The following is a 24,768-nucleotide window of genomic DNA, read 5'->3' as shown; positions in this document are numbered from 1 at the left end:
TTTGGTGGAGGTCAAGGCATCTCGCCTCAGCGGCGCCGGCTGCGGAACGTCCAGGTGATCAGCGGCAGGTCGAACTCGCCGGATGCCGTCGCCGGGTTCGTCTCCAGGAAGCCGCGGACGCGGGCGACCAGCGGCGCGGACTCCGCCGGGTCCGAGATGATCACGCGTGAATAGGTCTGCAGCGTTTCGAGCAGGCTCTCCGCCGTCCGCCGGTGGGCGTGCCGGAAGCGGCCGCTTTCGAACGGGGTGAACGCCGGGTGCGTGGCCGGCTGCCGGTCGCCGTCGGTGGCCGGGCGGCGCCACCCCATGCTCGCGGTGCCGGTGAACTCCGCCACCCACGGCACCGATTCGTCTTCGTAGTTCCACATCGGCACGAACACCCCGCCCGGGCGCAGCACGCGCGCCATTTCGGTCATCGCGGGCCCGACGTCGAACCAGTGGAACGCCTGGCCGACGAAAATCGCGTCGACGGCGGAGTCGGGCAACGGGATCCGTTCCGCGTGGCCCTCCAGTGCCGTCACCGACGGCAGCAGCCGGGAGAGTTCGGCCAGCATTTCCGGGTCGGGTTCGACCGCGATGACGTCGAGGCCGAGTCCGGCCAGGGTCTCGGTGACCTTGCCGGTGCCCGCGGCGAGATCGAGCGCGCGCCGGGGCGTGCCGTCCGCGCCGGCGAGCCCCCACTCGATCGCTTCCCGCGAGTAGCCGGGCCGGTGCTCGGCGTACGCCCCGGCACGTGAACCGAAGGAAGCGGCTTGCCGGGCGCGGATGCCGGGTGTGGGATCACTCACCCGGACCAGGCTAATGGAGGGAAAAGAAAGGTAATCCGGTTGGCGTAGCGTCGCGCGAGGTTCGTACCCTATGGGCCATGACCGAAAACCCCGCTTCCACCAGCGACCCCGCCGAAGACGAACTGCCCGAGCAGATGCGGGTGCGCCGGGAGAAGCGCGACCGGATCATCGCCGGGGGGATCGATCCTTACCCGGTGGAGGTGCCCCGCACGCACTCGCTCGCCGAGGTGCGCGAGTCGCATTCCGGGCTGCCCGCCGACACCGCGACCGGTGATCTGGTCGGCGTCACCGGCCGGGTGATGTTCCTGCGCAATACGGGCAAATTGTGCTTCGCCAGCCTTCGTGAGGGTGACGGCACCGAACTGCAGGCCATGATCAGCCTGGCCAAGGTCGGCGAAGACGCGCTGGCGGCGTGGAAGTCCGACGTCGACCTGGGCGACCACGTCTTCGTGCACGGTGAGGTCATCACCTCCAAGCGCGGCGAGCTTTCGGTGATGGCCGACAGCTGGCGGATCACGTCGAAGTCGCTGCGCCCGCTCCCGGTGGCCCACAAGGAGCTCGCCGAGGAGACCCGGATCCGGCAGCGCTACGTCGACCTCATCCTGCGCCCGCGCGCGCGCGACGTCGTGCGCACGCGCGCCGGCGTCGTCCGGTCGCTGCGGGAGTCGTTCCACCGGCGCGGGTTCACCGAGGTCGAGACGCCGATGCTGCAGACGCTGCACGGCGGCGCCGCGGCTCGCCCGTTCGTGACGCACTCGAACGCCTTCGACCTGGAGCTCTTCCTGCGGATCGCGCCGGAGCTCTACCTCAAGCGCTGCGTCGTCGGCGGCATCGAGAAGGTGTTCGAGATCAATCGCAACTTCCGGAACGAGGGCAGCGACTCGTCGCACTCGCCGGAGTTCGCGATGCTCGAGTACTACGAGGCGTACGCGACGTACGACACCAATGCCGTGATGACCCGGGAGCTGATCCAGTCGGCCGCGCGGGACGTCCTGGACACCGAAGTCGTCACGCTGCCCGACGGTTCGGAGTACGACCTCTCCGGCGAATGGACCACACTCGGAATGTACGAGTCGTTGTCCGATTCCCTCGGCGAAGAGGTGACACCGGAGACCCCGGCCGCCAAACTGCACGGATTCGCGCAGGCCAGGGGCCTGGAAGTGGACCCGAAGCTCACGCACGGCAAGCTGGTCGAAGAACTGTGGGAACACCTCGTCGGAGATCACCTGCACGCCCCGACGTTTGTGCGTGATTTTCCGCTGGAGACGTCGCCATTGACCAGGCAGCACCGCTCCCGGGCCGGCGTGGCCGAGAAGTGGGACCTCTACGTGCGCGGATTCGAACTCGCCACCGGATACTCCGAGCTGGTCGATCCGGTCGTCGAACGGGAACGGCTCACCGAACAGTCCAGGCTGGCGGCGCAGGGCGATAGCGAAGCCATGCGGCTGGATGAAGATTTCCTCCGGGCACTTGAGTACGGAATGCCACCGAGCGGCGGGGTCGGAATGGGTATCGACCGGCTGCTGATGGCGCTGACCGGTCTCGGTATCCGGGAGACGATCCTCTTCCCGCTCACCAGGCCCGAATAACCCGGCCGTGTGAGTCGGCACTGGTTATCTCAATGAGATTTGCGCTGTCACCCGGAAGCGGGTACTAATGTACAGACAAAGTCTTCTGTGCGGGGCTCGCCCCGTAACCAGATCATTGAGTAAGCCCCCGCAGGAGGAAACAGATGGCACAGAAGGTGCTCGTCTCGCTGGTCGATGACCTCGACGGCAGTGAGGCGGAAGAGACCGTCGAGTTCGGTTTGGACGGCATCAGCTACCAGATCGACCTCTCCTCGGAAAACGCCGAGGAGCTCCGGGACGCGCTCGCTCAGTATGTCGAGCACGCGCGCCGCGCCGGTGGTCGCAAGCGCGCTTCCGTGCGTCCGGTCGCGGGTGGCAAGGGCTCCGCTCGCCCGGCCGCCGTCGACCGTGAGCAGAACCAGGCCATTCGGTCCTGGGCACGCAAGAACGGGTACGCGGTTTCGGACCGGGGCCGGATCCCCTCCGAGGTCGTCGAGGCCTACCACAAGAAGAACTGACGCGGGGTTTGCGGGACTACGGCCGCCGGGCGAATTCGCCCGGCGGCTTTCTTCATGCCCGATGACTGTCCGGTACCGGCCCGGGGCCGGTGCGGGCCGTTCGGGCGTACTCGCCGGGCGACTGGCCCGTCACCGCCGCGAAATCGCGGATGAAGTGCGACTGGTCGCTATAGCCCAGCCGAACCGCCAGTCCGGCGTAATCCACTGGTCCTTCGGTGGCGATCCGGTGCGCGGCGTCGTTGAGCCGGTAAATCCGGATCGCCCACTTGGGCGGGCAACCGACGTGTTCGGCGAACAACCGCTGGACTGAGCGGGTGGTCAGTCCAGTATCCGCGCACAGCTGCGCCACCCGGGTAATTCCCGGATCCCGCGCGATTGATTCGACGGCCGCCACGGCCTCTCGTGCGGCCGGTCGGAGTACTGCCGCATTTGCGATCAGCAAGTTGTCGATCGCACCGACCATTTGCGCGTCACCGGACGCGGTCCGCACCGATTCCGCGGCATCGAGGGCCTGCGCGCCGAAAACATCCGTGAGCGGGACGGTGCGGTCGGCGATGTCACTCACCGGACCGCCGAGGAACGCGCGGAAGGAGCCCGGCCGGAATCGCACGCCGAGGCCTTGCACGCGCCCTTCGAGCCGATGTGAAAAGACTTCACGACCCGGTCCGTACACCCCGGAAGCGGTGGGGAAGAACGTCGCGTGCACCGCGAGGTTCGGCAGCACGCGCTGCTCGTGCGGCGGTTTGCCGCGCCGGTCCCAGTGCAGCACCCAGTGGTAGTCGACGAATGCCGCCAGTTCGGGCGCCGGCGGGTGCCGGGTGAGGGTGAACACCGCGCGGGCGGCGGCCTCGGCCACGATGCCCTGCGGGATCCGGTGTTCCACCACCGTCACACGGTAACTGTCGCGTTCTTTCAAGACGACGTCGTGGCGGGGCCGATTTGCTCTCGGCATGACTGCCGAGTTGATGCGCCCCGCCGCGGCCGAGTTCCTGCGCGTCGCGCTCGCCGTGGACGACCTGGGCGCCCCGACGCCGTGCGAGGGCTACGACGTCCGCGGGCTGCTGAACCACCTTCTCTACTGGGGCCCGTGGCTGGTCGCCGCGGGACGCCACGAGGACCCGCCGTCGCCCGGCGCCGGCGAGGCCGGCGCGGACCTGGTGACGGCCGGCTGGGCGGCGGCGCTGGAGAAGCAGACGGAGACGCTGGTGGAGGTGTTCGAGACGCCGGCGGCGTGGACGGGCACGACCAAGCTGGGCACGGCCGAGCTGCCGGCCGCGGTGATCGGCGGAATGGTCCTGGGCGAGTTCGTCCTGCACGGCTGGGACCTGGCCCGCGCGAGCGGCCGATCGCTGCACTGCGCGCCCGCCGCGGCGGGCGCGGTCCTGGAGTCGGCGCGGGCGATGGGCGAGCAGGCGCGCGCGATGGGCGTCTACGGCCCTGAGGTACCGGTTCCGGCGGACGCCGCCGTGGTGGACCGCGCACTCGGGGCGGCGGGCCGCGATCCGTCGTGGAGCCGCTGAAGTGCTGTTAAGGCCACCTTGCGGGCATCAGACGCCCGCAAGGTGGCCTTGACGGCACTCGGAACGGGGGTCAGCGGGAGCAGGTGCGGGGGCAGCCGTCGCACTCGGACTCGGCCGGGAGCAGGTACGAGAAGCAGCAGCTCTCGCGGCGCCGGGTCCACTCGCGGTGTCCGTCCGCTCCCTCTTCCAGGCGCAGCGTCGACGCCGACGTCAACGGCGGGTAGACGGTGTCGAGGACCAGGGCCGCGTCGGCGACGCCCGCGCCTTCGGCCTCCGGGGTGCCGCCCTGGCGGCCCGCCCACCAGAGCGAGTTCTCCAGCGCGTCCGTCGCCGCGGCCCAGAGCATGCGGCGGCCCAGCCTGCTGACCGGGGCGTACGCCTGAACGAACTTGGCCGCGTGGGCCAGGTAGTGGGCCCGCAGGACCGCCGCGAGGGCCCGCTCGTCGCGGACGACCGTCGCCTCCGGGCGGGCCGAGCCCGGGTCCGTCGGGAGGCAGTAGAAGTCGTCGCCGAGCACGGCCATGCCGTCCGGGTGGGGGCGGTCGTCGGCCAGCCGGAACGCCAGGTCGCCGGGCTTCAGCGAGGGCACCCGGCGCTCGTGGTGCAGCAGCAGCGCGCCGACGTACGCCGGGACGTGCAGGTACCAGGTCATCACGTAGCTGGCCGTGGTCCGCGCCGGCGCCGCGTCGTGCTCGCGCAGCAGCCAGTCGCCCAGCAGGCCGCGCCACTCGTCGAAGTACGCCGGCGTCTCCAGCAGCTCCGAACAGCGGATCCAGCCGGCCGGGACGTCACGGCGCAGTTCGTTGCGTTCCTGCAGGCCGGAGACCCGCAGGAGCGACGACGCGAGGCCGTCGCCGACCTCGCGTGCGTCCCGGAAAGACCGCTGCTGGTTCAACCGCGGCCCTCCTGGCGCCGTGGGGATTAGGCCTGCCTAACCTTACAGGCTTTCCGGGGCTGCGCCAATCGGGTGGCGGCGATCACGGCTCTCCCACCTTGCGGACCTGTTCGCGGTGAGCGGACACCGCGCGGATGGCGGAATCCGGGTGGCCGTCCGCACGTTGGGCTTGACGTAAAGGTGCAGGGCAACCCGAAGATGGGATGCGCCCGGAGAGCTCCACGTCCGGGTGCGAAAAAGACCGCGAACAGCCGTAGTGGTACGCCAGCGCGACCAGTTGGCTACTAGAGTGGTCTCACGGTGCTGAATCCATCGCGGTGAAAGCACGCACGATGGATAACGGGCCGCCGGCGCAGCAGTCGAGGGAGTGCACATGTTTGAGAGGTTCACCGACCGCGCGAGGCGGGTGGTCGTTCTGGCTCAAGAAGAAGCCAGGATGCTCAACCACAACTACATCGGCACCGAGCACATCCTCCTGGGTCTGATCCACGAGGGTGAGGGTGTCGCCGCCAAGGCGCTGGAGTCGCTGGGCATCGCCCTGGAGGGCGTGCGCCAGCAGGTCGAAGAGATCATCGGCCAGGGCCAGCAGGCGCCGAGCGGGCACATCCCGTTCACGCCGCGGGCGAAGAAGGTGCTGGAGCTGTCGTTGCGCGAAGCGCTGCAGCTCGGCCACAACTACATCGGTACCGAGCACATCCTGCTGGGCCTGATCCGCGAGGGCGAAGGCGTCGCCGCGCAGGTGCTGGTCAAGCTGGGGGCGGACCTGAACCGCGTCCGCCAGCAGGTCCTGCAGCTGCTCTCGGGCTACCAGGGCAAGGAGTCCACCGAAACCGGTTCCGGCGGTCGTGGTGAAGGCACCCCGTCGTCGTCGCTGGTGCTGGACCAGTTCGGCCGCAACATGACCGTGCTCGCCCGCGAGGGCAAGCTCGACCCGGTCATCGGGCGCGGCAAGGAGATCGAGCGGGTCATGCAGGTCCTGTCCCGCCGGACCAAGAACAACCCGGTGCTCATCGGCGAGCCCGGCGTCGGCAAGACCGCCGTCGTCGAGGGCCTGGCCCAGAGCATCGTCAAGGGCGAGGTCCCCGAGACGCTCAAGGACAAGCAGCTCTACACGCTGGACCTGGGCTCCCTGGTCGCCGGCTCCCGCTACCGCGGTGACTTCGAAGAGCGCCTGAAGAAGGTGCTCAAGGAGATCAAGACCCGCGGCGACATCATCCTGTTCATCGACGAGCTGCACACGCTCGTCGGGGCCGGTGCCGCCGAGGGCGCGATCGACGCGGCTTCGATCCTGAAGCCGATGCTCGCCCGCGGTGAGCTGCAGACGATCGGCGCGACCACGCTCGAGGAGTACCGCAAGTACATCGAGAAGGACGCCGCCCTCGAGCGCCGGTTCCAGCCGATCCAGGTCGGCGAGCCGTCGCTGGAGCACACGATCGAGATCCTCAAGGGCCTGCGTGACCGGTACGAGGCGCACCACCGCGTCTCGATCACCGACTCGGCGCTGGTCGCCGCCGCGACCCTGGCGGACCGGTACATCAACGACCGGTTCCTCCCGGACAAGGCGATCGACCTGATCGACGAGGCCGGTGCCCGGATGCGCATCCGCCGGATGACCGCGCCGCCGGACCTGCGCGAGTTCGACGAGAAGATCGCGAACGTCCGTCGCGACAAGGAGTCCGCGATCGACGCGCAGGACTTCGAGCGGGCCGCCCGCCTGCGTGACGAGGAGAAGACGCTCCTCGGTCAGAAGGGCGAGCGGGAGAAGCAGTGGAAGGACGGCGACCTCGACGTCGTCGCCGAGGTCGACGACGAGCAGATCGCGGAGGTGCTGGCCAACTGGACCGGCATCCCGGTGTTCAAGCTGACCGAGGAGGAGACCACCCGGCTGCTGCGCATGGAGGAGGAACTCCACAAGCGCATCATCGGCCAGGAGGACGCGGTCAAGGCCGTCTCGCAGGCGATCCGCCGTACGCGTGCCGGTCTGAAGGACCCGAAGCGCCCGTCGGGCTCGTTCATCTTCGCCGGCCCGTCCGGTGTCGGTAAGACCGAGCTGTCGAAGGCGCTGGCGGCGTTCCTGTTCGGCGAGGACGACGCGCTCATCCAGATCGACATGGGCGAGTTCCACGACCGCTACACCGCTTCGCGGCTCTTCGGTGCCCCTCCGGGCTACGTCGGCTACGAAGAGGGCGGACAGCTGACGGAGAAGGTGCGTCGCAAGCCGTTCTCGGTGGTCCTGTTCGACGAGATCGAGAAGGCGCACCAGGAGATCTACAACACGCTCCTGCAGGTGCTGGAAGACGGCCGCCTGACCGACGGTCAGGGTCGCACGGTCGACTTCAAGAACACGGTCCTCATCTTCACGTCCAACCTGGGCACTTCGGACATCTCGAAGTCCGTCTCGCTCGGGTTCGCCGGCGGCAACGACGTCAGCACGAAGTACGAGAAGATGAAGCAAAAGGTCAACGAGGAAATGAAGAAGCATTTCCGCCCGGAGTTCCTGAACCGGATCGATGACATCATCGTGTTCCACCAGCTGACCAAGGAACAGATCATCATGATGGTCGATCTGATGATCGGCCGCGTGGAGAAGCAGCTCAAGGCCAAGGACATGGAGCTGGAGCTGACCGAGAAGGCGAAGTCCTTGCTCGCGAAGCGCGGCTTCGACCCGGTGCTGGGTGCCCGGCCGCTGCGCCGCACCATCCAGCGCGAGATCGAGGACCAGCTGTCGGAGAAGATCCTCTTCGGCGAGGTCGAGGCCGGCCAGATCATCCTGGTCGACGTCGAAGGCTGGAGCGGCAACCCTGAGGACAAGGACGACCAGGCCAAGTTCACCTTCCGCGGTGAGCGCCGGCCGTCCTCGATCCCGGACGCCCCGCCGGTCAGCATCGGCGCCGGTCACGAAGAGAACGGCGGCGAAGCCGAAGGCGAGTGATCGCCTGAACGCTTGAAGGTCGTGTAGTACGCCGGAAGGGCGGTTCCCCACTGGGGAGCCGCCCTTCTCGCATGTCCGGGCCCTGGTCCTCGGCGCGCTTGTGTTATAAGGTGTGCATTATAGTCATGAGATGGAGTGGGAGATTGAACTCCACGACGAGGTGGATCGCTGGTTCGTGGAGCTGTGTCGGGAAGACCCGGTCACGGCGGATCGGGTCGAAGAAGCGATCGACATGCTCGCTCGTGAAGGTCCGAGGCTCGGCAGGCCACTGGTCGACCGGATCAAGGGCGCGGATCTGCACAACTTGAAAGAGCTGAGGCCGGCGTCGGCGGGAAGCAGTGAGATCCGGATCCTGTTCGCATTCGACCCCGTACGTTGTGCGGTGCTCCTGGTGGCGGGGGATAAAGCGGGAAACTGGAAGCGCTGGTACGACCTCACCATTCCGATAGCGGAGAAGCGGTTCCGGGAGCACTTGCGAAGCGGAGAGGAGGACTGAGCGATGAGCCGATCTTGGCGGGAAGTCAAGGCTGACAAGCTCGCGATCGACCGCGAAGCGGGCCGTGACGTCGATGCCGCCCACGTCGCGGCGCGTGAGGCCACCCAGGCGTACGTACTCGGGTTTCGCTTGGCGCAACTGCGTGATGACGCGGGTGTCAGCCAGACCGAACTCGCCCGGCGCATGGGGGTGAGCCAGCCGCGGATCAGTCAGCTCGAGCGGGGTGATCCTGGCCAGATGGAGCTGGACACCCTCGCGCGCTACATCGCTGCCCTGGGCGGGCGGATGCGAGTGGTCGCCGACTTCGACGACCATGACGTCACCGTTTCCGCGAGCCAGCGGGACCAGCGCGACCAGCACGACGCCTGCGCCTGATCGAGGCACCGCGGGCGCATGAGACGATGCCCGCGGACCTTGGGAGGGGAATCCGCGTGGACGTGCTGTCGATCGACTTCGGGACTTCCAGCACGGTCGGGGTGCTCTCCGCGTTCGGCCGGGGGCCGCGGGCCATCGAGGTCGACGGGTCGGTCACCATGTCCTCCGCCGTCTTCCTCAACGATGACGGCCAGCTCATCGTCGGGCAGGACGCCGAACGCGGCGCGCGACTCGATCCCGGGCGGTTCGAGGCGAATCCCAAGCGGCGGATCGACGAAGGTGTCCTGCGGCTCGGTGGCACCACCGTCCGGATCACCGATGCCTTCGCGGCCGTTCTGCGGCGGATGGGCGAGGAAGCCGGGCGGCAGCTGGGACGGCTGCCCGGGCAGACGCGGATCTCGCATCCCGCCGGCTGGGGGGCGACGCGGCAGGAAACCCTGCGGACCGCCGCCACCGAAGCCGGGCTCGCCGATGTGCGGCTGATCCCCGAACCGGTGGCCGCCGCCGCGCACTACGGGAGTCTCGGCAACCGCGGTACCGGGCCGATCGGCGTCTACGACCTCGGGGCCGGCACCTTCGACTGCGCCGTCGTCGGCATGTCCGCGCAGGGCTTCGCGGTGCTCGCCGAGGACGGCCTGCCCGACCTCGGCAGCCTCGACATCGACCAGGCGCTGCTCGGGCACATCGGCCGCTCGGTGTCGCACACCGATCCGGCGCAGTGGCAACGCCTGTTGCGCCCGCAGACGACCGCCGACCGCCGCCTGCGCCGCGCGCTGCTCCAGGATGTCCGTGACGCCAAGGAAAGCCTGTCCCGGCACCCGCAGACCGAGGTGCCGATGCCCGAGCCGTTCGGTGACGTCCTCGTCAGCCGGGACGAGCTCGAGGCGCTCGTGCGGCCCAGCCTGCTGCGCAGCGTCGAGCTGCTCGCCGCGACCATCCACAGAGCGGGCCTGAACCCCGCGCGGCTCGCCGGCGTCTACCTGGTCGGCGGGCCCAGCCGGATGCCGTTGCTGGCCGGGCTTCTGGGCCGTCAGCTCGGCGTCGTGCCGACCACGCAGGACCAGCCGGAGACGGCCGTCGCGTTCGGGCTGCACCACGTGCCGCTCGGGACGAGCGATCCGAACCTCACTGTGCCCGCGTTCGCCCCGGTCCGCCCGCCCGTGACGCCACCGCGCCCGCAACCCTGGCCGCCGCGGCAGACCTTCCGGCCGCCGCAGCCGCCGAAACCTCAGCCCAGCAAGAAGAAACCACTGCTCATCGCGGCCGCCGTGCTCGTCGTCATCGCGATCGTGGTGACCGTGGTCCTGCTCACGGCCCGCGGTGACGCCGCGGCCGAGTCCACAGTGGACTGCACGAGCACGGCGCAGCGCGACCAAGGCGGGTTCACCGCCTGCCTGCGATCGCTCGCGGGGACGGTGCCGGACCGTGCCGCGTGCCGGCAGTCCGACAGCGTCGCCGGGATCGTGCACGCGCAGACCGCCGTCACGTGCGGTTTCCCGGGCGGGTTCGGCAAGAGCAGCGCCGTCACCTACTACCAGGGCCTGACCGTCGACGCCGTCGAGGCGGGCGCGAAGCTGCAGATGGGCGAGGGCACCGTCCAGCGCGGGACCTGGGACGGCGGCGGGCTGCACGGCCGGTACGTCGCCGGGGTCGGCACGCTCGCCGGGGTCGTGCTGTTCGGCGCGGACGGCCGTGAAGCGGCCGGGCTCTACGTCTCGATCGACTTCAAGGACCGCGACCGCCGCACCGAAGACCTCGTCGCGTACTTCACGAGCGACCTCAAACCGGTCTGACTCACCGGCCGGGTGGGCCCGGCGTCACGGAGCGGCGGCCGGGCAGGAACCGGATCCCCGCCAGCCACGGCCAGAGAGCCTGCAGCAGGCCGGAAACCACGGCCAGCAGGAGGATCCGGTAGTCGCCGAGGGCGCCCGTCACGTTGTAGACGACCAGCAGCGGCACCTGCGTGACGAGCGCGGACACCACGGCCTGCCACTGCGGCCAGATCCGGGCCACCATCAGCGCGATCAGGGTGAGCAGGGCCGAACCGCCGAACGCCGCCCAGAGGGCGAACACGCCGAGTGCGCTCTGGTTGACCATCGCGCAGAAGCCTTCGACGGCGTCGGCGCACATGGTGTCGTAACGGTGGCCGGCCCACACCCAGAGCGCGCCGGTGCCCGCGCCGCCGGCCAGGGCCGCGAGGACGACCACGAGCACCGCCCGCGGGTCCGCCCGGGGTCTCAATGCTCCACGCCCGCACTGACGGCGATGTCCTCGGTGAGCTTCGACGCCGTGTCCACCAGGACGTCCAGCGCTTCGGCGATCCGGTCGACGCTCAGCGACGGCGCGACCTTCCCGGACGCCGCGACCTGCTCGGGGCTGAACGGCACGTGCACAAAACCGCCGCGCACGCCCGGAAACGCCGTCAGCAGGTGCATCAAGCCGTAGAAGACCTGGTTGCAGACGTACGTCCCGGCCGTGTGGGACACCGACGCCGGCACGCCCGCCGCACGGATCGCCGCGACGCAGGCCTTCACCGGGAGCGTCGTGAAGTACGCCGCCGGGCCGTCCTCGACGACCGGGACGTCCACCGGCCGCGCGCCCGCGTTGTCCGGGATGCGGGCGTCGACCAGGTTGATCGCGACACGCTCCGGCGTCACCTCGGTGCGGCCGCCCGCCTGCCCGACACAGACCACCAGCTCCGGCCGGTGTTCCTCGATGGCCCGCCGCAGCGCGGGCAGTGACGCCGCGAACTCGCACGGCAGCTCGACCGCGGCGACGTCGTCCCGCCGCGCCCCGAGCAGCGACACCGCCTGCCACGAGGGATTCACCGATTCGCCGCCGAACGGCGCGAACCCCGTCATCAGCACCCTGGCCATGCACCCTCCCCAAAGTCCGTGAAGGCCTCCTTGAGGGACTCTAGTTCCCTCAAGGAGGCCTTCACGGACTTTCGGCCTCAGGCGGCGGGCTTCAGGCCGCCCGGGTAGAGGTATTGGTCGGCGGGCTTGCCGCTGCCGTACACCCACGCGTCGAAGAAGCCCTTGAGGTTCTTGTGCGCGACGCTTTCGGTGTACCGCTGGAAGTCCTGCATGCTCGCGTTGCCGCCCCGGTGCAGCGCCGGCCAGGTCTTGAGGACCCGGTCGAACGCGCTCTGCCCGATGTAGTTCCGCAGCGCGTGCAGCATGACCGGGCCCTTCGAGTACACGTAGGTGAACTCGTTGCCGGGGCCCATGTCGTACAGCTTGCCGTTCCAGAATCCGGCCGACGCCGTCTTGACGTCGTTCGCGTACTGCTTGTCCAGGTCGACGCCTTCCTTGGCCTCGTCCCAGAGCCAGGTGGCGTAGGACGCGAAGCACTCGTTCATGCAGACGTCACGCCAGTGGTCGACGGCCACCGAGTCGCCGTACCACTGGTGGGCGTTCTCGTGGACGATCGTCGGGACCGTGCCGGCCCAGCCCGCGCTGTAGATCGGCCGGCTCATCGTCTCGAGCGAGAAACCGATCTGCTCGTTGAGGAAGATGCCGCCCGCGGCGTCGATCGGGTACTTGCCGAACTTCGACTCGAGGAAGTCGAGGATCTCCGGCAGCCGCGCCTCGGCCTGCTTCGTCGAATCCGGCACGCCCGGGGCGAACGCGCTGACGATCGGCGTCCCGTCCTTGCGCTTCTGCCGGTCGAAGGTCCACTTGTCGATCGCGACCGTCGTCATGTAGGGCACGATCGGCGTTTCCTCGGCCCAGACGTGCGTCGTGCCGCCGGGCGCCTTGAACGTCCCGCGCTCGCGGCCGTTGGCGATCACGCCCCACTCGTCGGGCACGGTGATCGCGAGGTGGAACGTGGCCTTGTCGAGCGGGGTGTCGTTGACCGGGTACCAGGTGGTCGCCGACTTCGGCTCGCCGGCGGCGAACGCGCCGCCCGCCTGGGCGTACTGCCAGCCGTTGTTGCCCAGCGACGGGTCGTCGATGGGCGCGGGCACGCCGTGGTAACCGATCTTGACCTTGAAGTTCTGGCCGCGCCGCAGTGACCGCGACGGCGTGATGACCAGCTCGTGGTCGCCGGTCCGGCTGAACGTCGCGCCGCGGCCGTCGACCTGGATCGTGTCGACGGTCAGCCCGCGCAGGTCGAGGTTGAACGAGCTGAGGGCCTGCGTCGCCCGCGCCGCGATGTCCTGCACCCCGGTGAGCTGGTGCGACGCGGGGTCGTAGGTGACCTTCAGGTTGTAGTCGGCGACGTCGTATCCGCCGTTGCCGTCCTGGGGGTAGTAACTGTCCCCGGCGCCGTCGCTACCCGGCTTCGCGTCGCCCCAGCCGGTCCCGGCGGCGACACCCGAGCTCAGGCAGAGGCCGGTGAGCAGGGCGGCCGCGAGCACGACCGGTTTCTTGCCCCTCATGAACACTCCTGTCCGTTCTGGGGTGGAGGTGAACCCGCAACGTAGCGCCACGAACACGTACCGAGCCGGGTCGAAGTCTTATTTGTCCGGAAAATCAACACTTCCGTCGGTGCCGGTTCGGGCGTCCGCCCCCGGCCCGCAGGGAAGGTCTGGAAAGCTGGGTCCATGCGCGTTGCGCTGCTGGGCCCGCTGCGGGCGGCGGAAGACGACGGCACCCCGATCGACATCGGCGGAGCCCGCCTCCGCATGCTCTTGGCCAGGCTGGCGCTGGACGTCGGCCGGGCCGTCCCGGCCGACGCGCTGATCGACGGCCTCTGGGGCGCGGAGCCGCCCGCCGACGCGCCGAACGCCCTCCAGTCCCTGGTCTCGCGGCTGCGGAAAGCGCTGCCGGTGGCGATCGAGTCCGGTCCCGGCGGCTACCGGCTCGCCGTCGCCCGGGAGGACGTCGACGCCGAGCGGTTCGAACGGCTCGCCGCCGACGGCCGCCGTGAACTCGCCGCGGGCCGTGACGCCTACGCCGCCGAGCTGCTCGCCGAGGCGCTCGCGCTGTGGCAGGGCGGCGCGCTCGCCGACGTCCTGGACGCGCCGTTCGCGCAGGCGCCCGCCCGGCGGCTCACCGACCTGCGCGCCGAGGCGGCCGAGGACCGGTTCGACGCGCTCATCCGCCTGGGTGAGCACGCCGCCGTCCTGCCCGACCTGGCCGCCGCGGCCAACGCCGACCCGCTGCGCGAACGGCTCGCCGGCCTGCGGATCCGCGCGCTCTGCGCGGCCGGGCGGCAGTCCGAGGCGCTGACCGTCTACTCCGACCTGCGCCGCACGCTGGCCGACCAGCTCGGCGTCGACCCGTCGGCCGAGCTGCAGGAGATCCAGCTGGCCGCGTTGCGGGGCGAGTTCGCGCCGCCGTCGCCGGTGGCCGACCGGCTGCCGACGCGGCTGACGACGTTCGTCGGGCGGGACGACGAGCTCAAGCTGCTGGCCGAGCTGCTCGCCGGCGCCCGGCTGGTCACGCTGACCGGGCCGGGTGGCGCGGGCAAGACCCGGCTGGCCACCGAGGCGGCGTCCCGGCACCCGGCGCACCAGCACGGGCGTGTCTGGTTCGCCGCGCTGGCCGGCGTGCGCGACGCCGACGACGTCCCGGGTGCGCTGCTGGTCGCGCTGGGCGTGCGGGACATGCGCAGCACCGAGACCGAGGTGCGCCGCCGCGCCGCGGATCCGCTGGAGCAGGCCGTCGAGGTGCTCGGCGGCGGGGACACGCTGCTGGTGCTGGACAACTGCGAGCACGTCGTCGACGCCGCCGCGCGGCTGGCGGACGACCTGCTGCACCGGGTGCCGAGGCTGCGGATCCTGGCCACCAGCCGGGAGCCGCTGGCGATCACCGGCGAGGCGCTCTGCCCGCTGGGGCCGTTGCCGGTGCCCGCGGAACGCGCCGCGCCCGCCGAGGCCGCCGAGCTGGACTCGACCCGGCTGTTCCTGGACCGGGCGGCCGCGGTCCGGCCCGACTTCGTGCTCGACGAGTCCACTGTGGACAACGTCGGGGAGATCTGCCGCCGGCTCGACGGGATGCCGCTGGCCCTGGAGCTGGCCGCGGCGCGGCTGCGGTCGATGACGGTCGCCCAGATCGCCGGCCGCCTCGGTGACCGGTTCCGGCTGCTCACCTCGGGCAGCCGCACGGCGTTGCCGCGCCAGCGGACGCTGCGCGCGGTCGTCGAGTGGAGCTGGGACCTGCTGACCGACGCCGAGCTGGTGCTGGCCCGGCGGCTCTCGGTGTTCGCCGGCGGGGCCGAGCTGGAGACGGTCGAGGCCGTCTGCGCGGACGCGTCGCTGCCCGCGGCCGACGTGCCGTACGTGCTCGGCAGCCTGGTCGAGAAGTCCATTGTGGACGTCGTGGCCGGCGGGACCGGCGAGCCGCGGTACCGGATGCTGGAGACGCTGCGGGCGTACGCCACCGAGCGGCTGGTGGAGTCCGGCGAGCTCGACGCGACGCGCCGCGCGATGGCGGCCTGCTACGCGGAGCTGTCGGCCCGGCTGGAGCCGGTGCTGCGCACCCGTGACCAGCTGCCCGTGATCGAGCGGTTCGAGGTCGAGAACGCCAACATGATCACGGCCCTGCGCGGCGCGATCGAGATGTCCGATGTGGACAACGCGGTCGGCCTGCTGGACGGGTTGTTCTGGTACCTGACCATCCTGGGCCAGGGCAGCCGGGTCGGCGGGCTGGTCCGCGAGACGCTCACCTTCGGCGACCGGCTGCCCCCGGCCGCCTCCGCGGCCTACCGGGCGATCCTGTACCTGATGGACGCCGTCCCGATGCGCAGCGAGAACGCCGACATCGTGCCGCTGGTCGACGAGTGCGTCGACACCGGCGCGATGGACCGCTACGCCGGGCTCGCGGTGGCCCTGCCGATGCTGGCCTTCCTGGGCGGCGACCGCGACATCGCGCTCCGCGAGGTGCGGCGCGCGGCGGGGAGCGCGGACCCGTGGACCCGCGCCGGCGGGCACTGGGTGGAGAGCTTCGTGCTCGACGACGAGGGGGACGTCGAGGGCGCGGACCGGGCGCGGGAGCTGGCGCACGCCGGGTTCGTCGAGGTCGGCGACCGCTGGGGCACCGCGATGACGTTGAGCTTCCAGGCGTACGCGCTTTCGCAGGCGGGCGAAAGCGACCGGGCGATCGAGTGCTACCAGCAGGGGCTGGCGCTGTCGATGGAGCTGCGCTCGCACGACGACGCCGTCCAGCACTGGTGGCGGCTGGCCGTGGAGCGGGCTCGCGCCGGCGACTTCGAAGGGGCGTGGCGCGATCAGGAGGCCGCCGAGCGCTACGGCGCCGGCATCACCAACCCGCAGCAGAAGATCGTCCTGATGTTCGGCCGGCTGGAACTGCTGGTGCGCACGGGCCGGCTCGCCGAGGCCCGCACGCAGCTCGACCGCGTCGGGGCACTGGCGCGGGAGGCGGAGTTCCCCGGCGGGATGGGCGAGGAGTGGGTCAACGCGGCCGAAGCGCGCCTGAGCCTGGCCGCCGGGCGCCCCGAAGAGGCGGAAGCCTTTGCGACCAAGGCGATCCGGTCCACGTACCTGCGGGGCGACATGCCGGACCTGGCCGGGACGGTGGAGCTGCTGGCGCTGATCCGGGCGCAGCAGGGCCGGTTCGAGGCGGCGGCCCGCGCACTCGCCGCGTCCGCCGTCATCCGCGGCCGGCTCGACCTCGGCAGCCCCGAGCTCCGGGAGCTGCGTGCTTCGCTGAGCGAAGCATTGCCGGAATACGAAGAGCGGTACGAGCAGGCCCGGACGACGTCCAAAGAGGACACGATCGCCTGGCTGCTGGCGGAACTCGACGCCGTCAAAAGCTGAAGGGGACGCTCGCCCCCGCGAACGTCCCCTTCAGCTACCGGCGTGGGTCACCCCCGTGCACCCGCGCCCTCAGACCCGCCGGCGGTAGGCCCAGGTGGCCAGCGGGAAGAACACGATGACCGCGCCGGCCATCCAGGCCAGGGCCCCGGCCAGCGGGCCGGCGACCGCGCCGCCGTTCATCAGGCCGCGCAGCGCGTTGGCCATCAGGCTCACCGGGCTGATGTCCGCCCACGCCTTCAGCCAGCCCGGCATCGTGGCGGTGCTGACGAACACGTTGCTGCCGAAGGTCAGCGGCATGATGAAGACGAACATCAGCGCCGTCGCCGCGCCCGGCGACTTCATGATCATGCCGACGAACACCGAGCCCCAGCAGAAGCACAGCCCGAACGCCAGCGCGAGCAGGATCGCCACGATGAATTCGCCGGGGCTGGTCGCGATCCGGTAGCCCATGATCGTCGCGACGACCATCAGCACGGTCAGGCAGACCACGTACCGCACGATGTCCGCGAGCACCGCGCCGATCAGGGGGGCCGACCGGGCGATCGGCATGCTGCGGAACCGGTCGAACACGCCCTTGGTGATGTCGGTGTTGAGGTTCGTGCCGACCGTGAGGCAGGCCTGCAGGATGTTCATCACCATGATCCCCGGCACGACCATCTGCAGGTACGCGTCGGTCGACCCGGACAGCGCGCCACCGAACAGGTAGACGAACATGACCAGGAAGATGATCGGCATCAGCGTGACGTCGGCCAGCTGCTCCGGGTTCTTGCGGATCTTCAGGACGCCGCGCCAGGCCAGCGAAAGCGCGTGCTGGAAGCCCTTGGCGGGGCTGATGTGCCGCGGCGGGGCCGGGCGGTCGAGTGCCAGGGTCGTCATGCCAGGCTCCCTTCGAGATCGCGGGTGTCGTCGGTGGACTGTTCGGCGGCGTGCCCGGTCAGGGCGAGGAACACCTCGTCGAGGCTGGGCAGCCGCAGCGCCAGCTCGTCCGCGGTGATGCCGGCCTCGTCGAGCTTGCGGACCAGGGTGGACAGCAGCACCGGGTCCTTGACCGGCGCGGTGAGCAGCCCGGACGCGTCGTCCCGGGTGGGCCGGACGCCGCTGAGGTCGCCGAGGATCCGGTTGACGGCGTCCATGTCGGACAGCTGGGTCGGCCGCACCTGCAGCGTCTGGCCGCCGACCCGGCGCTTGAGCTCGTCGGCCCGGCCGTCGGCGACGACCCGGCCGTGGTCGAACACGGTGATCTTGTCGGCGAGCTGGTCGGCCTCCTCCAGGTACTGCGTGGTCAGCAGCACGGTCGCGCCGTCGGCGACGAGGTTGCGGACGACGTCCCAGACCTCGTTGCGGGCGTGCGGGTCGAGGCCGGTGGTCGGTTCGTCGAGGTAGAGCACCTCGGGGCCGCCGACCAGGCTGGCGGCCAGGTCGATCCGGCGTCGCATGCCGCCGGAGAACGTCCGGATCGGCCGCTTGGCCGCGCCGGTCAGCTCGAACCGCTCGATCAGCTCGGTGGCGCGCTTGCGGGCCTGGGCCCGGGGCAGGCCGTAGAGCCGGCCGATGAGCATCAGGTTCTCGATGCCGTTGAGGTCCTCGTCGACCGACGCGTACTGCCCGGTCAGCCCGATCAGGCTGCGCACCCGGACCGGGTCGGAGACCACGTCGTAGCCCCCGACCGTGGCTCTCCCGGCGTCCGGTTTCATCAACGTCGCCAGAATCCGGATGGCGGTCGTCTTGCCCGCGCCGTTCGGCCCGAGCACCCCCACCACCTGGCCGTAGGGGACCTCGAGGTCCACCCCGTCCAGCGCCTTGGTTTCCCCGAAATGCTTGACCAGACCTTCGGCCTGGATCGCGTGCGACATGGGCGTCCTCCTTCGCTGGTCGCTGTGAGGACCACAGTGGACGTCGCTGCTGGCAGGCCGCGCACAGCGCGCTGGCAGCGGCTGTCCGGCCCTGGCAGGCCCGGTGGAGATGTTGTGGAGGTGTGGTCGCCGCCCGGGCCGTCCGGCGGCGGCCTCGGCATACTCGGCACCATGGTGACAACGGAAGAGACGCGGGTGCGGCGGAAGAACCCGCTGGTCACGGCCCTGCTGGTGGTGCCCGTGGTGCCGCTGGCGGTGCTGGCCGCGCTGCGCCTGGCCGGCTTCGACGGCGACTGGTACCTCCTGGTCGCGCTGTCGTTGACGCCGTACGCGGTCGTTTACGGCGTGCTGTCCGGCGGCTTGGCGCTGGCGTGCCGGCGCTGGTGGGTCGGCGGGGTCGCGCTGGTGCTGGCGATCGCGCTGGCCGTGCTGGTGGTGCCGCGGGTTTCGGCGAGCGACCAGCGCGACGTGCACGGCAAGACCCTGCGTGTGCTCTCCTCGAACCTGCTCTACGGCCAGGCGGACCCGAAAGCCGTCGTCGACCTGGTCCGCTCGCAGCGGATCGACGTGCTCAACCTGGTCGAGATGACGCCCCGGGTGGTCGACGGCCTGACCGCGGCCGGGCTGTTCCAGACGTTGCCGTACCGCGTCCTGCACCCCGCGCCCGGCGCGTTCGGCTCGGGGATCGTGTCGCGCTTCCCCCTGACGGAGGTCAACCTGACGGGTGATTCCGCGGCCAAGCAGCCGGGCGCCCAGGCCGACCTCGGCGACGGCGCGGTGGTGGAGATCGTCGCCGTGCACCCGATCTCCCCGGACGTCGACACCCCGCAGTGGGAGCGCGAGACGAAGGACCTCTCCCGCGCGGCGGGTGAGCACGGCCTCCGGATCCTCGCGGGCGACTTCAACGCGACGCTGGACCACGCGGCGTTCCGCACGGTCCTGTCCCGCGGTTACAACGACGCGGCCGAGCAGCGCGGCTCGGGCCTGACGCCGACGTGGCCGTCGTCCATGCCCGTGGTGACCATCGACCACGTCGTGGTGGACAACCGCGCCGCGGTGCGGGACTACGGCGTGTTCGACGTCCCGGGCAGTGACCACCGCGCGGTTTTCGCCGAAGTGCAACTGCCGTGAGCGCGCCGCCGGACGGCGATTGGGTGGCGTCCGACGTCGGCTTGAACGGCTACCACGAGGTCACCGCCAACTGGACCGGTGACGCGGGGTGCGCGTCGCTGAAGATCGACCCGGCGCCGGGCAGCGGGTCGCCCGGTCCGGAAGGGAGTTCGGCCGCCGCGAGGCCGACGGCACGCTCACGAAACTGGCCGGCCTGGGCGGCAACCCGACTGGTACTGCTCGTCGGTGCTGATCTCCGCGGGAACGTCCTGGCACTGCGATGACCTGGGCTGTTCCGGCTCCCCGGTGACGGCGGCGGCGACCCTGGCCGACGGCCGCGTGCTGCTCGCCGGCAACCGCGACCTCTGGGTGCGCCCGTAGTCGTGAGTGTTCAGGGCGGTTAGAACCGGCCTAAACACTCACGAGCTGTTCGAGTGTCTCCAGCGCGCCGGCCGCGATCGAGACGCCGCGGTTGTGGCGGATCTGCGGCTCTCGCGGGTTGATCCGGATCAACGCGCCCGTCGCGGCGCTGGCGAGTTCGCTGTAGCGCCGGACCGTCGGGACCGCCTGGCCCGCGCCCAGCTCCACCACCACGAGGTCGCGCGCGTTGCGGCGCCACGCCGTCAGCTCGTCCAGCTGGGCCTGGCTGCGGTCCGGGACCCACTCGTAGTCGCCGAACATCAGGATGTTGGGGCGCGCCAAGCCGCCGCAGCGCGGGCACGACGGCAGCGGCGATCCTGCGCGCATCGTCTCGGTGTCGATCGCGACTTCGACGTCGGCCGGCCAGATGTCGGTGGTGCAGCCGGCCAGGCACTGCAGGTGGTGGATCGACCCGTGCGCCTCGGCGACGTGCTCGAAGCCCGCCTTCTGGAACTGTCCGTCCACATTGGACGTGAAGACGCGGACACCGCCGGCCGGCCGGAGTTCGCGCAGCAGGGCGAACCCGCGGTGGGGCACCGTCTTGCGGTACAGGTCCAGCCGGTGACCGTAGAAACCCCAGGCCAGCTCGGGATCGTCGGCGAAGTGGCGCGGGTCGGCGATCTCCTCGAACTGCAGCCCGAGGCGCGCATACGGCGGGTACGCGCGCCAGAACCCTTCGCCGCCCCGGAAGTCCGGCAGCCCGGAGTCGACACCCATCCCGGCGCCGGCGCAGATCAGCAGCGCGCCGGCGCCGCCCAGCAGTTCCGCGGCGCGGGCGAGGTCACTCACCCGGCTGCGAGCCGAGGACGACCTCGAACTCCAGCAGGCTGGCCCCGGATGAGACGGGCTTCGCGCGCTCCCCGGCGTGCGCGGCCGCGGCGGCGCCACCGGTCGCCCAGGCCTGGTAGGCCTCCTCCGTCTCCCACTTCGTGTAGACGAAGTACCGTGTCTCACCGGAAACCGGCCGCAGCAGCTCGAAGCCGAGAAAGCCGGGCTGCTGGTCGACGGCGTGCAGCCGCGCGCCGAACCGCTTCTCCAGCTCGGGGCCGGCCCCTTCGGGAACCTCGATCGCGTTGATCTTCACGACACTCATGGCTCCACCCTACTGACGCCGGCACCACCGGCCCGATGATCCGCGCCACGGCGAACACCTACGTACCCAGAGGGTCGGCTCGCGTACCCAGAGGGTCGGTACGTGAGCCGACTGTCCGGGTACGTGAGCCGACCGTTCGGGTACGTGAGCCGACTGTTCGGGTACGTGAGCCGACTGTCCAGGTCAGCTGCGCAGGGAGCCGGGGAAGAGGTCGGCGTCCGCGGGGAGTGACGTCCCGTGGAACCAGTCGGTGAAGAAGGTGTGGAGGTCCTGGCCGGAGACGCTGCCCGCCATGTTCTCGAACGCCGTCCAGGTCGCGTTGCCGTGGCGGTACTTCGCCGGCCAGTCGTGCAGGAGGCGGTCGAACGCCGGGTCGCCGATCTTCCGGCGCAGCGCGTGCAGGGCGAGGATGCCCTTGTCGTAGACGCCTTCGAACTCGTGCCCGGCACCCATGCCGACCAGCTTGCGGCTCCAGAAGTCGGCGCTGCCGCGGGTCAGCTCGATCGCCGCGCGGTAGCGGTCGTCGAGGTTCTGCCCTTCGCGCTCGCCCCACAGCCACTGCGCGTACGACGCGAAGCACTCGTTCAGGCAGACGTCGGACCAGTCGGCGACCGACACCGAGTCGCCGAACCACTGGTGGGCGTTCTCGTGCACCAGCGTCAGCAGTTCGGCCCACTTCGCGTACGTCGGGCGGGTCTGCGTCTCCAGCGAGAAGTGGATGTCCTCGTTCAGGTAGATCCCGCCGGCCGCGGACTGCGGGTACGGCCCGAACTTGCCGCTCAGGAAGGTGAGGACCTCGGGCAGCCGGTCACCGGTCGCGCGGTGCGCCTCGGCGCCCGGCGCGTACGCGGAGACGACCGGGGTGCCGTCCGGCAGGGTCGAGCGGTCGACGTCGAACTTGTCGATCGCGACGGTCGTCAGGTAGCTCGCCACCGGGTTCGACTCGGTCCACGTCGTGGTGGTGCGGCCGCCGGCGTGGACCGGCGGCAGCTCCCGGCCGTTCGAAATCACCGTCCAGCCGTCCGGGACGTGCGCGGTGAGCGTGAAGGTGGCCTTGTCGCGCGGGGTCTCGTTCACCGGGTACCAGAACGCGGCCGAGTGCGGCTCGCCGACCATGAACGCGCCGCCGTCGGCCGAGTGCTGCCAGCCGTTCTCGCTGCCGCCGCCGTGCGGGGTCTTCGCCGGGTCGCCGCCGTAGCGGACGCGGGTGCGGAACGTCGTCCCGGCGCGGATCGGCGCCGCCGGGGTGACGACCAGTTCGTAGGCCTTTTCCCGGCTGAACTTCGCCGGCTGGCCGTCCACTTCGACACTCGCGACGTCGAGTCCGCGCAGGTCGAGGTCGAACCGGCTGAGGTCCTGGGTCGCCTTGGCCGTGACGGTCGTGTCGCCGTCGAGCCGGCCGCTCGGCGGGTCGTAGCTCGCGTCGACGTCGTAGTGCAGGGCGTCGTACCCGCCGTTGCCGTCGTCCGGGTAGTACGGATCACCGGCGCCGGCGACCCCGGGCGCCGGGTGCATGGGCGGCGGTGGCGGCGGCGCCGGGTCGGCGTCACCGCTGCAGGCCGCGGCGGCGATCACCACACTGCAGAGGGCGAGGGCGGTGAGTCGGCGGCGCATGCGACCCAGCCTAGGTCATCGTGCGCGACCACTCGGTCACGTTCCGCACCTGCGGATCTGTGGTTAGGTGGCCGCGTGCTCTGTTTCGGCGGCAGCGGCGTGCCGATCGTTCTGCTCCACGGTCTGATGGGTCGGGCGCGGACGTGGCGGCGGGTCGCGGAGTGGCTCCGGCCCTACGGCGCGGTTTACGGTCTCGACGCGCGCGGTCACGGCAGCGCGCCGCGGGTCGGGCCGTGGACGACCGAGCGGTTCGCCGACGACGTCGCCGAGGCGCTGCGCACCCTCGACGCCGGCCCGGCGGTGCTGATCGGTCACTCGATGGGCGGCCTGCACGCGTGGGCGACGGCCGCGCGGTACCCCGAGCTGGTGCGGGCGGTGGTGTCCGAGGACTTCGCGCCGGACCAGCGCGGCCGGACCGTCGAAACCTGGCGCGGCCACTTCGAGAGCTGGCCGGTGCCGTTCAAGTCGCCGGACCACGTCCGCGAGTTCTTCGGCGACGCGGGCGAGTACTTCGCGGACTGCGTCGAGGAGCGTGAAGACGGGTTCCACCTGGTCGCCGACCTGGAGGATCTGTACGTCATCGCCGCGGAGTGGGGCCGCGTCGACTACTGGTCCACTGTGGACGGAATCCGCTGCCCGCTGCTGCTGGTCGAGGGCGAGCACACGGCCATGCCGCCGGGCCAGCAGGCGGCCGTCGCCGCGCGGGTGCCGGGCGCGAAGCACCTGGTCGTCCCCGGTTCGGCCCACTTGCCCCACGACGAAGCCCCGGAGACCTACCGAGGCGCCGTCGAGGCCTTCCTGTCCGACGTCTTGAATCGCTAACGCGCCACTTTCCTAGGGAAAGATGCGTTTTTGTCACCCGGAAGGTGGAAGGGAGCGGGGGTTAGTTGCGGGAGAGGTCGGATCTCCAGGCTGCGGTGGAGCGGTCCGCTGGGACGATCAGCGGCCAGACGTCCGCGCCGAGGAAGCCCGTCTCGTCGGCCGCCGTCGACGCCGTGCACGTGTCGCGCGGCAGTGAGGCCCGGGCCGCCAGCGCCGCCACGGCGTCCTTTGTGGACTTTCCGAAGACGCCGTCCGTCGGCACGTCGGCGCCCGAATCGCGCAGGAACTGCTGCGCGAGCAGGACCCGCCGACCCGTGTCACCCGGCTTCAGCAGGGGCCACTCCGCGACGTCCGATCGCGCGACCGAGACGCCGAGGACGCGCCCGACGGCCGTCCGCAGCTCCGGCAGCCGGTCGTAGAGCACCTGGCCGCAGCACTCCGTCGAGTTGAAGTCGCGGTGGCCCTTGATGAACTCGGGCGTGATGCCGTACTGGTGCGCGATGTAGGCGACCAGGCCCACCAGCGAGTTCCACAGCGCCGTCGGGACGTCGACCGTGCTGTACAGGCCTTCGTTCTCGATGCCGATGCACTCGCTGTTGTGGTTGCCGACGTTCGCGCCCTGCACGTGCTGGGTGCCGCCGCGCAGGATCTCGAGGCTGCGGTGCCGCCCCTCGGTGACGAACCCGCCGCGGCTGTTCGTGAACTGCTGGCCGGTGTCGATCCAGCCGCGCGTGTCCATGTGGAAGTTCTGGATGTCCCGCGAGATCTGGAGCGCGTGGGCCAGCGAATAGTCGGTGACGTTCCCCGGATCCACGGTGTGGTGCACGACGATGTACGTCGGCTTGTGGTTCTCGACCACGATGGCGCCGGACGCGGCGCGCGCTTTCCACTCGGCCGTGCCGTGGATGGTCGGCGTGGGCACGGCCGCCGCTGCCGCCGTTCGAACCCCAGCCAGCCCCAGTGTTCCGACCGCGGTCGCCGTGAATCCCGCTTTCAGCAGGGCACGGCGGTCAAAGTCCGCCATTTGCGTGACACCTT

Annotated in this window: 23 protein-coding genes; 11 read left to right on the top strand and 12 right to left on the bottom strand. The window is 70.6% G+C overall.

Going from position 1 to position 24,768, the window contains the following annotated elements; all coding sequences use genetic code 11:
• Positions 1-26 precede the first annotated feature (26 nt).
• Positions 27-788, bottom strand: coding sequence for a class I SAM-dependent methyltransferase (locus OHS18_RS27400; RefSeq protein ID WP_328612868.1), 762 nt, complete (start codon positions 786-788; stop codon positions 27-29).
• 77 nt (positions 789-865) lie between these two features.
• Between OHS18_RS27400 and lysS the strand changes: the two genes are divergently transcribed.
• Both lysS and OHS18_RS27390 read left to right on the top strand, forming a co-directional pair.
• Positions 866-2,377 (top strand): lysine--tRNA ligase, encoded by a 1,512-nt coding sequence (gene lysS, locus OHS18_RS27395; protein WP_328447814.1) that lies wholly within the window; start codon positions 866-868, stop codon positions 2,375-2,377.
• 143 nt (positions 2,378-2,520) lie between these two features.
• Positions 2,521-2,874 (top strand): histone-like nucleoid-structuring protein Lsr2, encoded by a 354-nt coding sequence (locus OHS18_RS27390; RefSeq protein WP_247058791.1) that lies wholly within the window; start codon positions 2,521-2,523, stop codon positions 2,872-2,874.
• 52 nt (positions 2,875-2,926) lie between these two features.
• Here OHS18_RS27390 and OHS18_RS27385 read toward each other — a convergent pair whose 3' ends face one another.
• Entirely contained in the window at positions 2,927-3,790 is an 864-nt protein-coding gene (locus tag OHS18_RS27385) for a helix-turn-helix domain-containing protein (RefSeq protein WP_328612867.1), read from the bottom strand.
• Positions 3,791-3,824: 34 nt separating this feature from the next.
• Here OHS18_RS27385 and OHS18_RS27380 point away from each other — a divergent pair, with 34 nt between their 5' ends.
• Positions 3,825-4,394 carry a TIGR03086 family metal-binding protein gene (locus OHS18_RS27380; RefSeq protein ID WP_328447816.1) on the top strand — a complete coding sequence of 190 codons (570 nt, stop codon included), beginning with the start codon at positions 3,825-3,827 and terminating at the stop codon, positions 4,392-4,394.
• Between the two features lie 70 nt (positions 4,395-4,464).
• Here the strand turns inward: OHS18_RS27380 and OHS18_RS27375 are convergent, their stop codons facing one another.
• Complete coding sequence (locus tag OHS18_RS27375; RefSeq protein WP_328612866.1) at positions 4,465-5,289, bottom strand: (2Fe-2S)-binding protein; 825 nt, start codon at positions 5,287-5,289, stop codon at positions 4,465-4,467.
• Between the two features lie 373 nt (positions 5,290-5,662).
• Between OHS18_RS27375 and OHS18_RS27370 the strand changes: the two genes are divergently transcribed.
• The 4 genes from OHS18_RS27370 to OHS18_RS27355 all read left to right on the top strand — a co-directional run bounded on the left by OHS18_RS27370 (position 5,663) and on the right by OHS18_RS27355 (position 10,885).
• Positions 5,663-8,221, top strand: coding sequence for an ATP-dependent Clp protease ATP-binding subunit (locus tag OHS18_RS27370; RefSeq protein ID WP_247058787.1), 2,559 nt, complete (start codon positions 5,663-5,665; stop codon positions 8,219-8,221).
• A gap of 130 nt (positions 8,222-8,351) precedes the next feature.
• Positions 8,352-8,717 carry a type II toxin-antitoxin system RelE/ParE family toxin gene (locus OHS18_RS27365; protein WP_328612865.1) on the top strand — a complete coding sequence of 122 codons (366 nt, stop codon included), beginning with the start codon at positions 8,352-8,354 and terminating at the stop codon, positions 8,715-8,717.
• A gap of 3 nt (positions 8,718-8,720) precedes the next feature.
• Entirely contained in the window at positions 8,721-9,092 is a 372-nt protein-coding gene (locus OHS18_RS27360; protein WP_328612864.1) for a helix-turn-helix domain-containing protein, read from the top strand.
• Positions 9,093-9,148: 56 nt separating this feature from the next.
• Positions 9,149-10,885 carry an Hsp70 family protein gene (locus tag OHS18_RS27355; RefSeq protein WP_328612863.1) on the top strand — a complete coding sequence of 579 codons (1,737 nt, stop codon included), beginning with the start codon at positions 9,149-9,151 and terminating at the stop codon, positions 10,883-10,885.
• Position 10,886: 1 nt separating this feature from the next.
• Here the strand turns inward: OHS18_RS27355 and OHS18_RS27350 are convergent, their stop codons facing one another.
• From OHS18_RS27350 to OHS18_RS27340, 3 genes are all read right to left on the bottom strand, one after another.
• A complete protein-coding gene (locus OHS18_RS27350) occupies positions 10,887-11,333 on the bottom strand; it encodes a hypothetical protein (RefSeq protein ID WP_328612862.1) in 447 nt (148 codons plus the stop codon).
• A complete protein-coding gene (gene pcp / locus OHS18_RS27345) occupies positions 11,330-11,968 on the bottom strand; it encodes a pyroglutamyl-peptidase I (protein ID WP_328612861.1) in 639 nt (212 codons plus the stop codon). Before pcp ends, OHS18_RS27350 begins: the two co-directional genes overlap by 4 nt.
• A 77-nt stretch (positions 11,969-12,045) precedes the next feature.
• Positions 12,046-13,476, bottom strand: a complete 1,431-nt coding sequence (locus OHS18_RS27340) for a M1 family metallopeptidase (protein WP_328447828.1) — start codon at positions 13,474-13,476, stop codon at positions 12,046-12,048.
• Positions 13,477-13,641: 165 nt separating this feature from the next.
• On the opposite strand from OHS18_RS27340, the gene OHS18_RS27335 reads away from it, so the two are divergent.
• Positions 13,642-16,818: a BTAD domain-containing putative transcriptional regulator gene (locus tag OHS18_RS27335; protein ID WP_328447830.1), complete on the top strand. Its 3,177-nt coding sequence runs from the start codon at positions 13,642-13,644 to the stop codon at positions 16,816-16,818.
• A gap of 69 nt (positions 16,819-16,887) precedes the next feature.
• Here OHS18_RS27335 and OHS18_RS27330 read toward each other — a convergent pair whose 3' ends face one another.
• On the bottom strand, positions 16,888-17,694 hold the full coding sequence (locus tag OHS18_RS27330; protein ID WP_328447832.1) for an ABC transporter permease: 807 nt from the start codon (positions 17,692-17,694) through the stop codon (positions 16,888-16,890).
• Positions 17,691-18,671: an ATP-binding cassette domain-containing protein gene (locus tag OHS18_RS27325; protein ID WP_328612860.1), complete on the bottom strand. Its 981-nt coding sequence runs from the start codon at positions 18,669-18,671 to the stop codon at positions 17,691-17,693. The genes OHS18_RS27330 and OHS18_RS27325 overlap by 4 nt, the downstream gene beginning before the upstream one ends.
• A gap of 171 nt (positions 18,672-18,842) precedes the next feature.
• Here OHS18_RS27325 and OHS18_RS27320 point away from each other — a divergent pair, with 171 nt between their 5' ends.
• Entirely contained in the window at positions 18,843-19,802 is a 960-nt protein-coding gene (locus OHS18_RS27320) for an endonuclease/exonuclease/phosphatase family protein (protein ID WP_328612859.1), read from the top strand.
• Between the two features lie 225 nt (positions 19,803-20,027).
• On the top strand, positions 20,028-20,162 hold the full coding sequence (locus OHS18_RS27315; RefSeq protein ID WP_328612858.1) for a hypothetical protein: 135 nt from the start codon (positions 20,028-20,030) through the stop codon (positions 20,160-20,162).
• Positions 20,163-20,192: 30 nt separating this feature from the next.
• Here the strand turns inward: OHS18_RS27315 and OHS18_RS27310 are convergent, their stop codons facing one another.
• From OHS18_RS27310 to OHS18_RS27300, 3 genes are all read right to left on the bottom strand, one after another.
• Positions 20,193-20,990, bottom strand: coding sequence for an SIR2 family NAD-dependent protein deacylase (locus OHS18_RS27310; RefSeq protein ID WP_328612857.1), 798 nt, complete (start codon positions 20,988-20,990; stop codon positions 20,193-20,195).
• Positions 20,983-21,294 carry an antibiotic biosynthesis monooxygenase family protein gene (locus OHS18_RS27305; protein ID WP_328447842.1) on the bottom strand — a complete coding sequence of 104 codons (312 nt, stop codon included), beginning with the start codon at positions 21,292-21,294 and terminating at the stop codon, positions 20,983-20,985. Before OHS18_RS27305 ends, OHS18_RS27310 begins: the two co-directional genes overlap by 8 nt.
• Before the next feature lie 183 nt (positions 21,295-21,477).
• On the bottom strand, positions 21,478-22,908 hold the full coding sequence (locus OHS18_RS27300) for a M1 family metallopeptidase (RefSeq protein ID WP_328612856.1): 1,431 nt from the start codon (positions 22,906-22,908) through the stop codon (positions 21,478-21,480).
• Between the two features lie 75 nt (positions 22,909-22,983).
• On the opposite strand from OHS18_RS27300, the gene OHS18_RS27295 reads away from it, so the two are divergent.
• Positions 22,984-23,730 (top strand): alpha/beta fold hydrolase, encoded by a 747-nt coding sequence (locus OHS18_RS27295; RefSeq protein WP_328612855.1) that lies wholly within the window; start codon positions 22,984-22,986, stop codon positions 23,728-23,730.
• Between the two features lie 61 nt (positions 23,731-23,791).
• Here the strand turns inward: OHS18_RS27295 and OHS18_RS27290 are convergent, their stop codons facing one another.
• Positions 23,792-24,754 carry a peptidoglycan recognition protein family protein gene (locus tag OHS18_RS27290; protein WP_328612854.1) on the bottom strand — a complete coding sequence of 321 codons (963 nt, stop codon included), beginning with the start codon at positions 24,752-24,754 and terminating at the stop codon, positions 23,792-23,794.
• Positions 24,755-24,768 lie beyond the last annotated feature (14 nt).

The sequence above is a fragment of the Amycolatopsis sp. NBC_00355 genome, assembly GCF_036104975.1.
In the GTDB taxonomy this organism is placed as follows: domain Bacteria; phylum Actinomycetota; class Actinomycetes; order Mycobacteriales; family Pseudonocardiaceae; genus Amycolatopsis.
The sequence above is the reverse complement of the archived record's forward strand: the minus strand, read 5'-3'. Positions and strand labels throughout refer to the sequence as shown.

What these genes read in the sequence shown, in the direction of transcription:
- lysS (WP_328447814.1), top strand. Translation starts at nt 866, where the DNA reads ATGACCGAAAACCCCGCTTCCACCAGCGACCCCGCCGAAGACGAACTG.
- OHS18_RS27390 (WP_247058791.1), top strand. Translation starts at nt 2,521, where the DNA reads ATGGCACAGAAGGTGCTCGTCTCGCTGGTCGATGACCTCGACGGCAGT.
- OHS18_RS27380 (WP_328447816.1), top strand. Translation starts at nt 3,825, where the DNA reads ATGACTGCCGAGTTGATGCGCCCCGCCGCGGCCGAGTTCCTGCGCGTC.
- OHS18_RS27370 (WP_247058787.1), top strand. Translation starts at nt 5,663, where the DNA reads ATGTTTGAGAGGTTCACCGACCGCGCGAGGCGGGTGGTCGTTCTGGCT.
- OHS18_RS27365 (WP_328612865.1), top strand. Translation starts at nt 8,352, where the DNA reads ATGGAGTGGGAGATTGAACTCCACGACGAGGTGGATCGCTGGTTCGTG.
- OHS18_RS27360 (WP_328612864.1), top strand. Translation starts at nt 8,721, where the DNA reads ATGAGCCGATCTTGGCGGGAAGTCAAGGCTGACAAGCTCGCGATCGAC.
- pcp (WP_328612861.1), bottom strand. Translation starts at nt 11,968, where the DNA reads ATGGCCAGGGTGCTGATGACGGGGTTCGCGCCGTTCGGCGGCGAATCG.
- OHS18_RS27340 (WP_328447828.1), bottom strand. Translation starts at nt 13,476, where the DNA reads ATGAGGGGCAAGAAACCGGTCGTGCTCGCGGCCGCCCTGCTCACCGGC.
- OHS18_RS27335 (WP_328447830.1), top strand. Translation starts at nt 13,642, where the DNA reads ATGCGCGTTGCGCTGCTGGGCCCGCTGCGGGCGGCGGAAGACGACGGC.
- OHS18_RS27330 (WP_328447832.1), bottom strand. Translation starts at nt 17,694, where the DNA reads ATGACGACCCTGGCACTCGACCGCCCGGCCCCGCCGCGGCACATCAGC.
- OHS18_RS27325 (WP_328612860.1), bottom strand. Translation starts at nt 18,671, where the DNA reads ATGTCGCACGCGATCCAGGCCGAAGGTCTGGTCAAGCATTTCGGGGAA.
- OHS18_RS27320 (WP_328612859.1), top strand. Translation starts at nt 18,843, where the DNA reads ATGGTGACAACGGAAGAGACGCGGGTGCGGCGGAAGAACCCGCTGGTC.
- OHS18_RS27305 (WP_328447842.1), bottom strand. Translation starts at nt 21,294, where the DNA reads ATGAGTGTCGTGAAGATCAACGCGATCGAGGTTCCCGAAGGGGCCGGC.
- OHS18_RS27300 (WP_328612856.1), bottom strand. Translation starts at nt 22,908, where the DNA reads ATGCGCCGCCGACTCACCGCCCTCGCCCTCTGCAGTGTGGTGATCGCC.
- OHS18_RS27290 (WP_328612854.1), bottom strand. Translation starts at nt 24,754, where the DNA reads ATGGCGGACTTTGACCGCCGTGCCCTGCTGAAAGCGGGATTCACGGCG.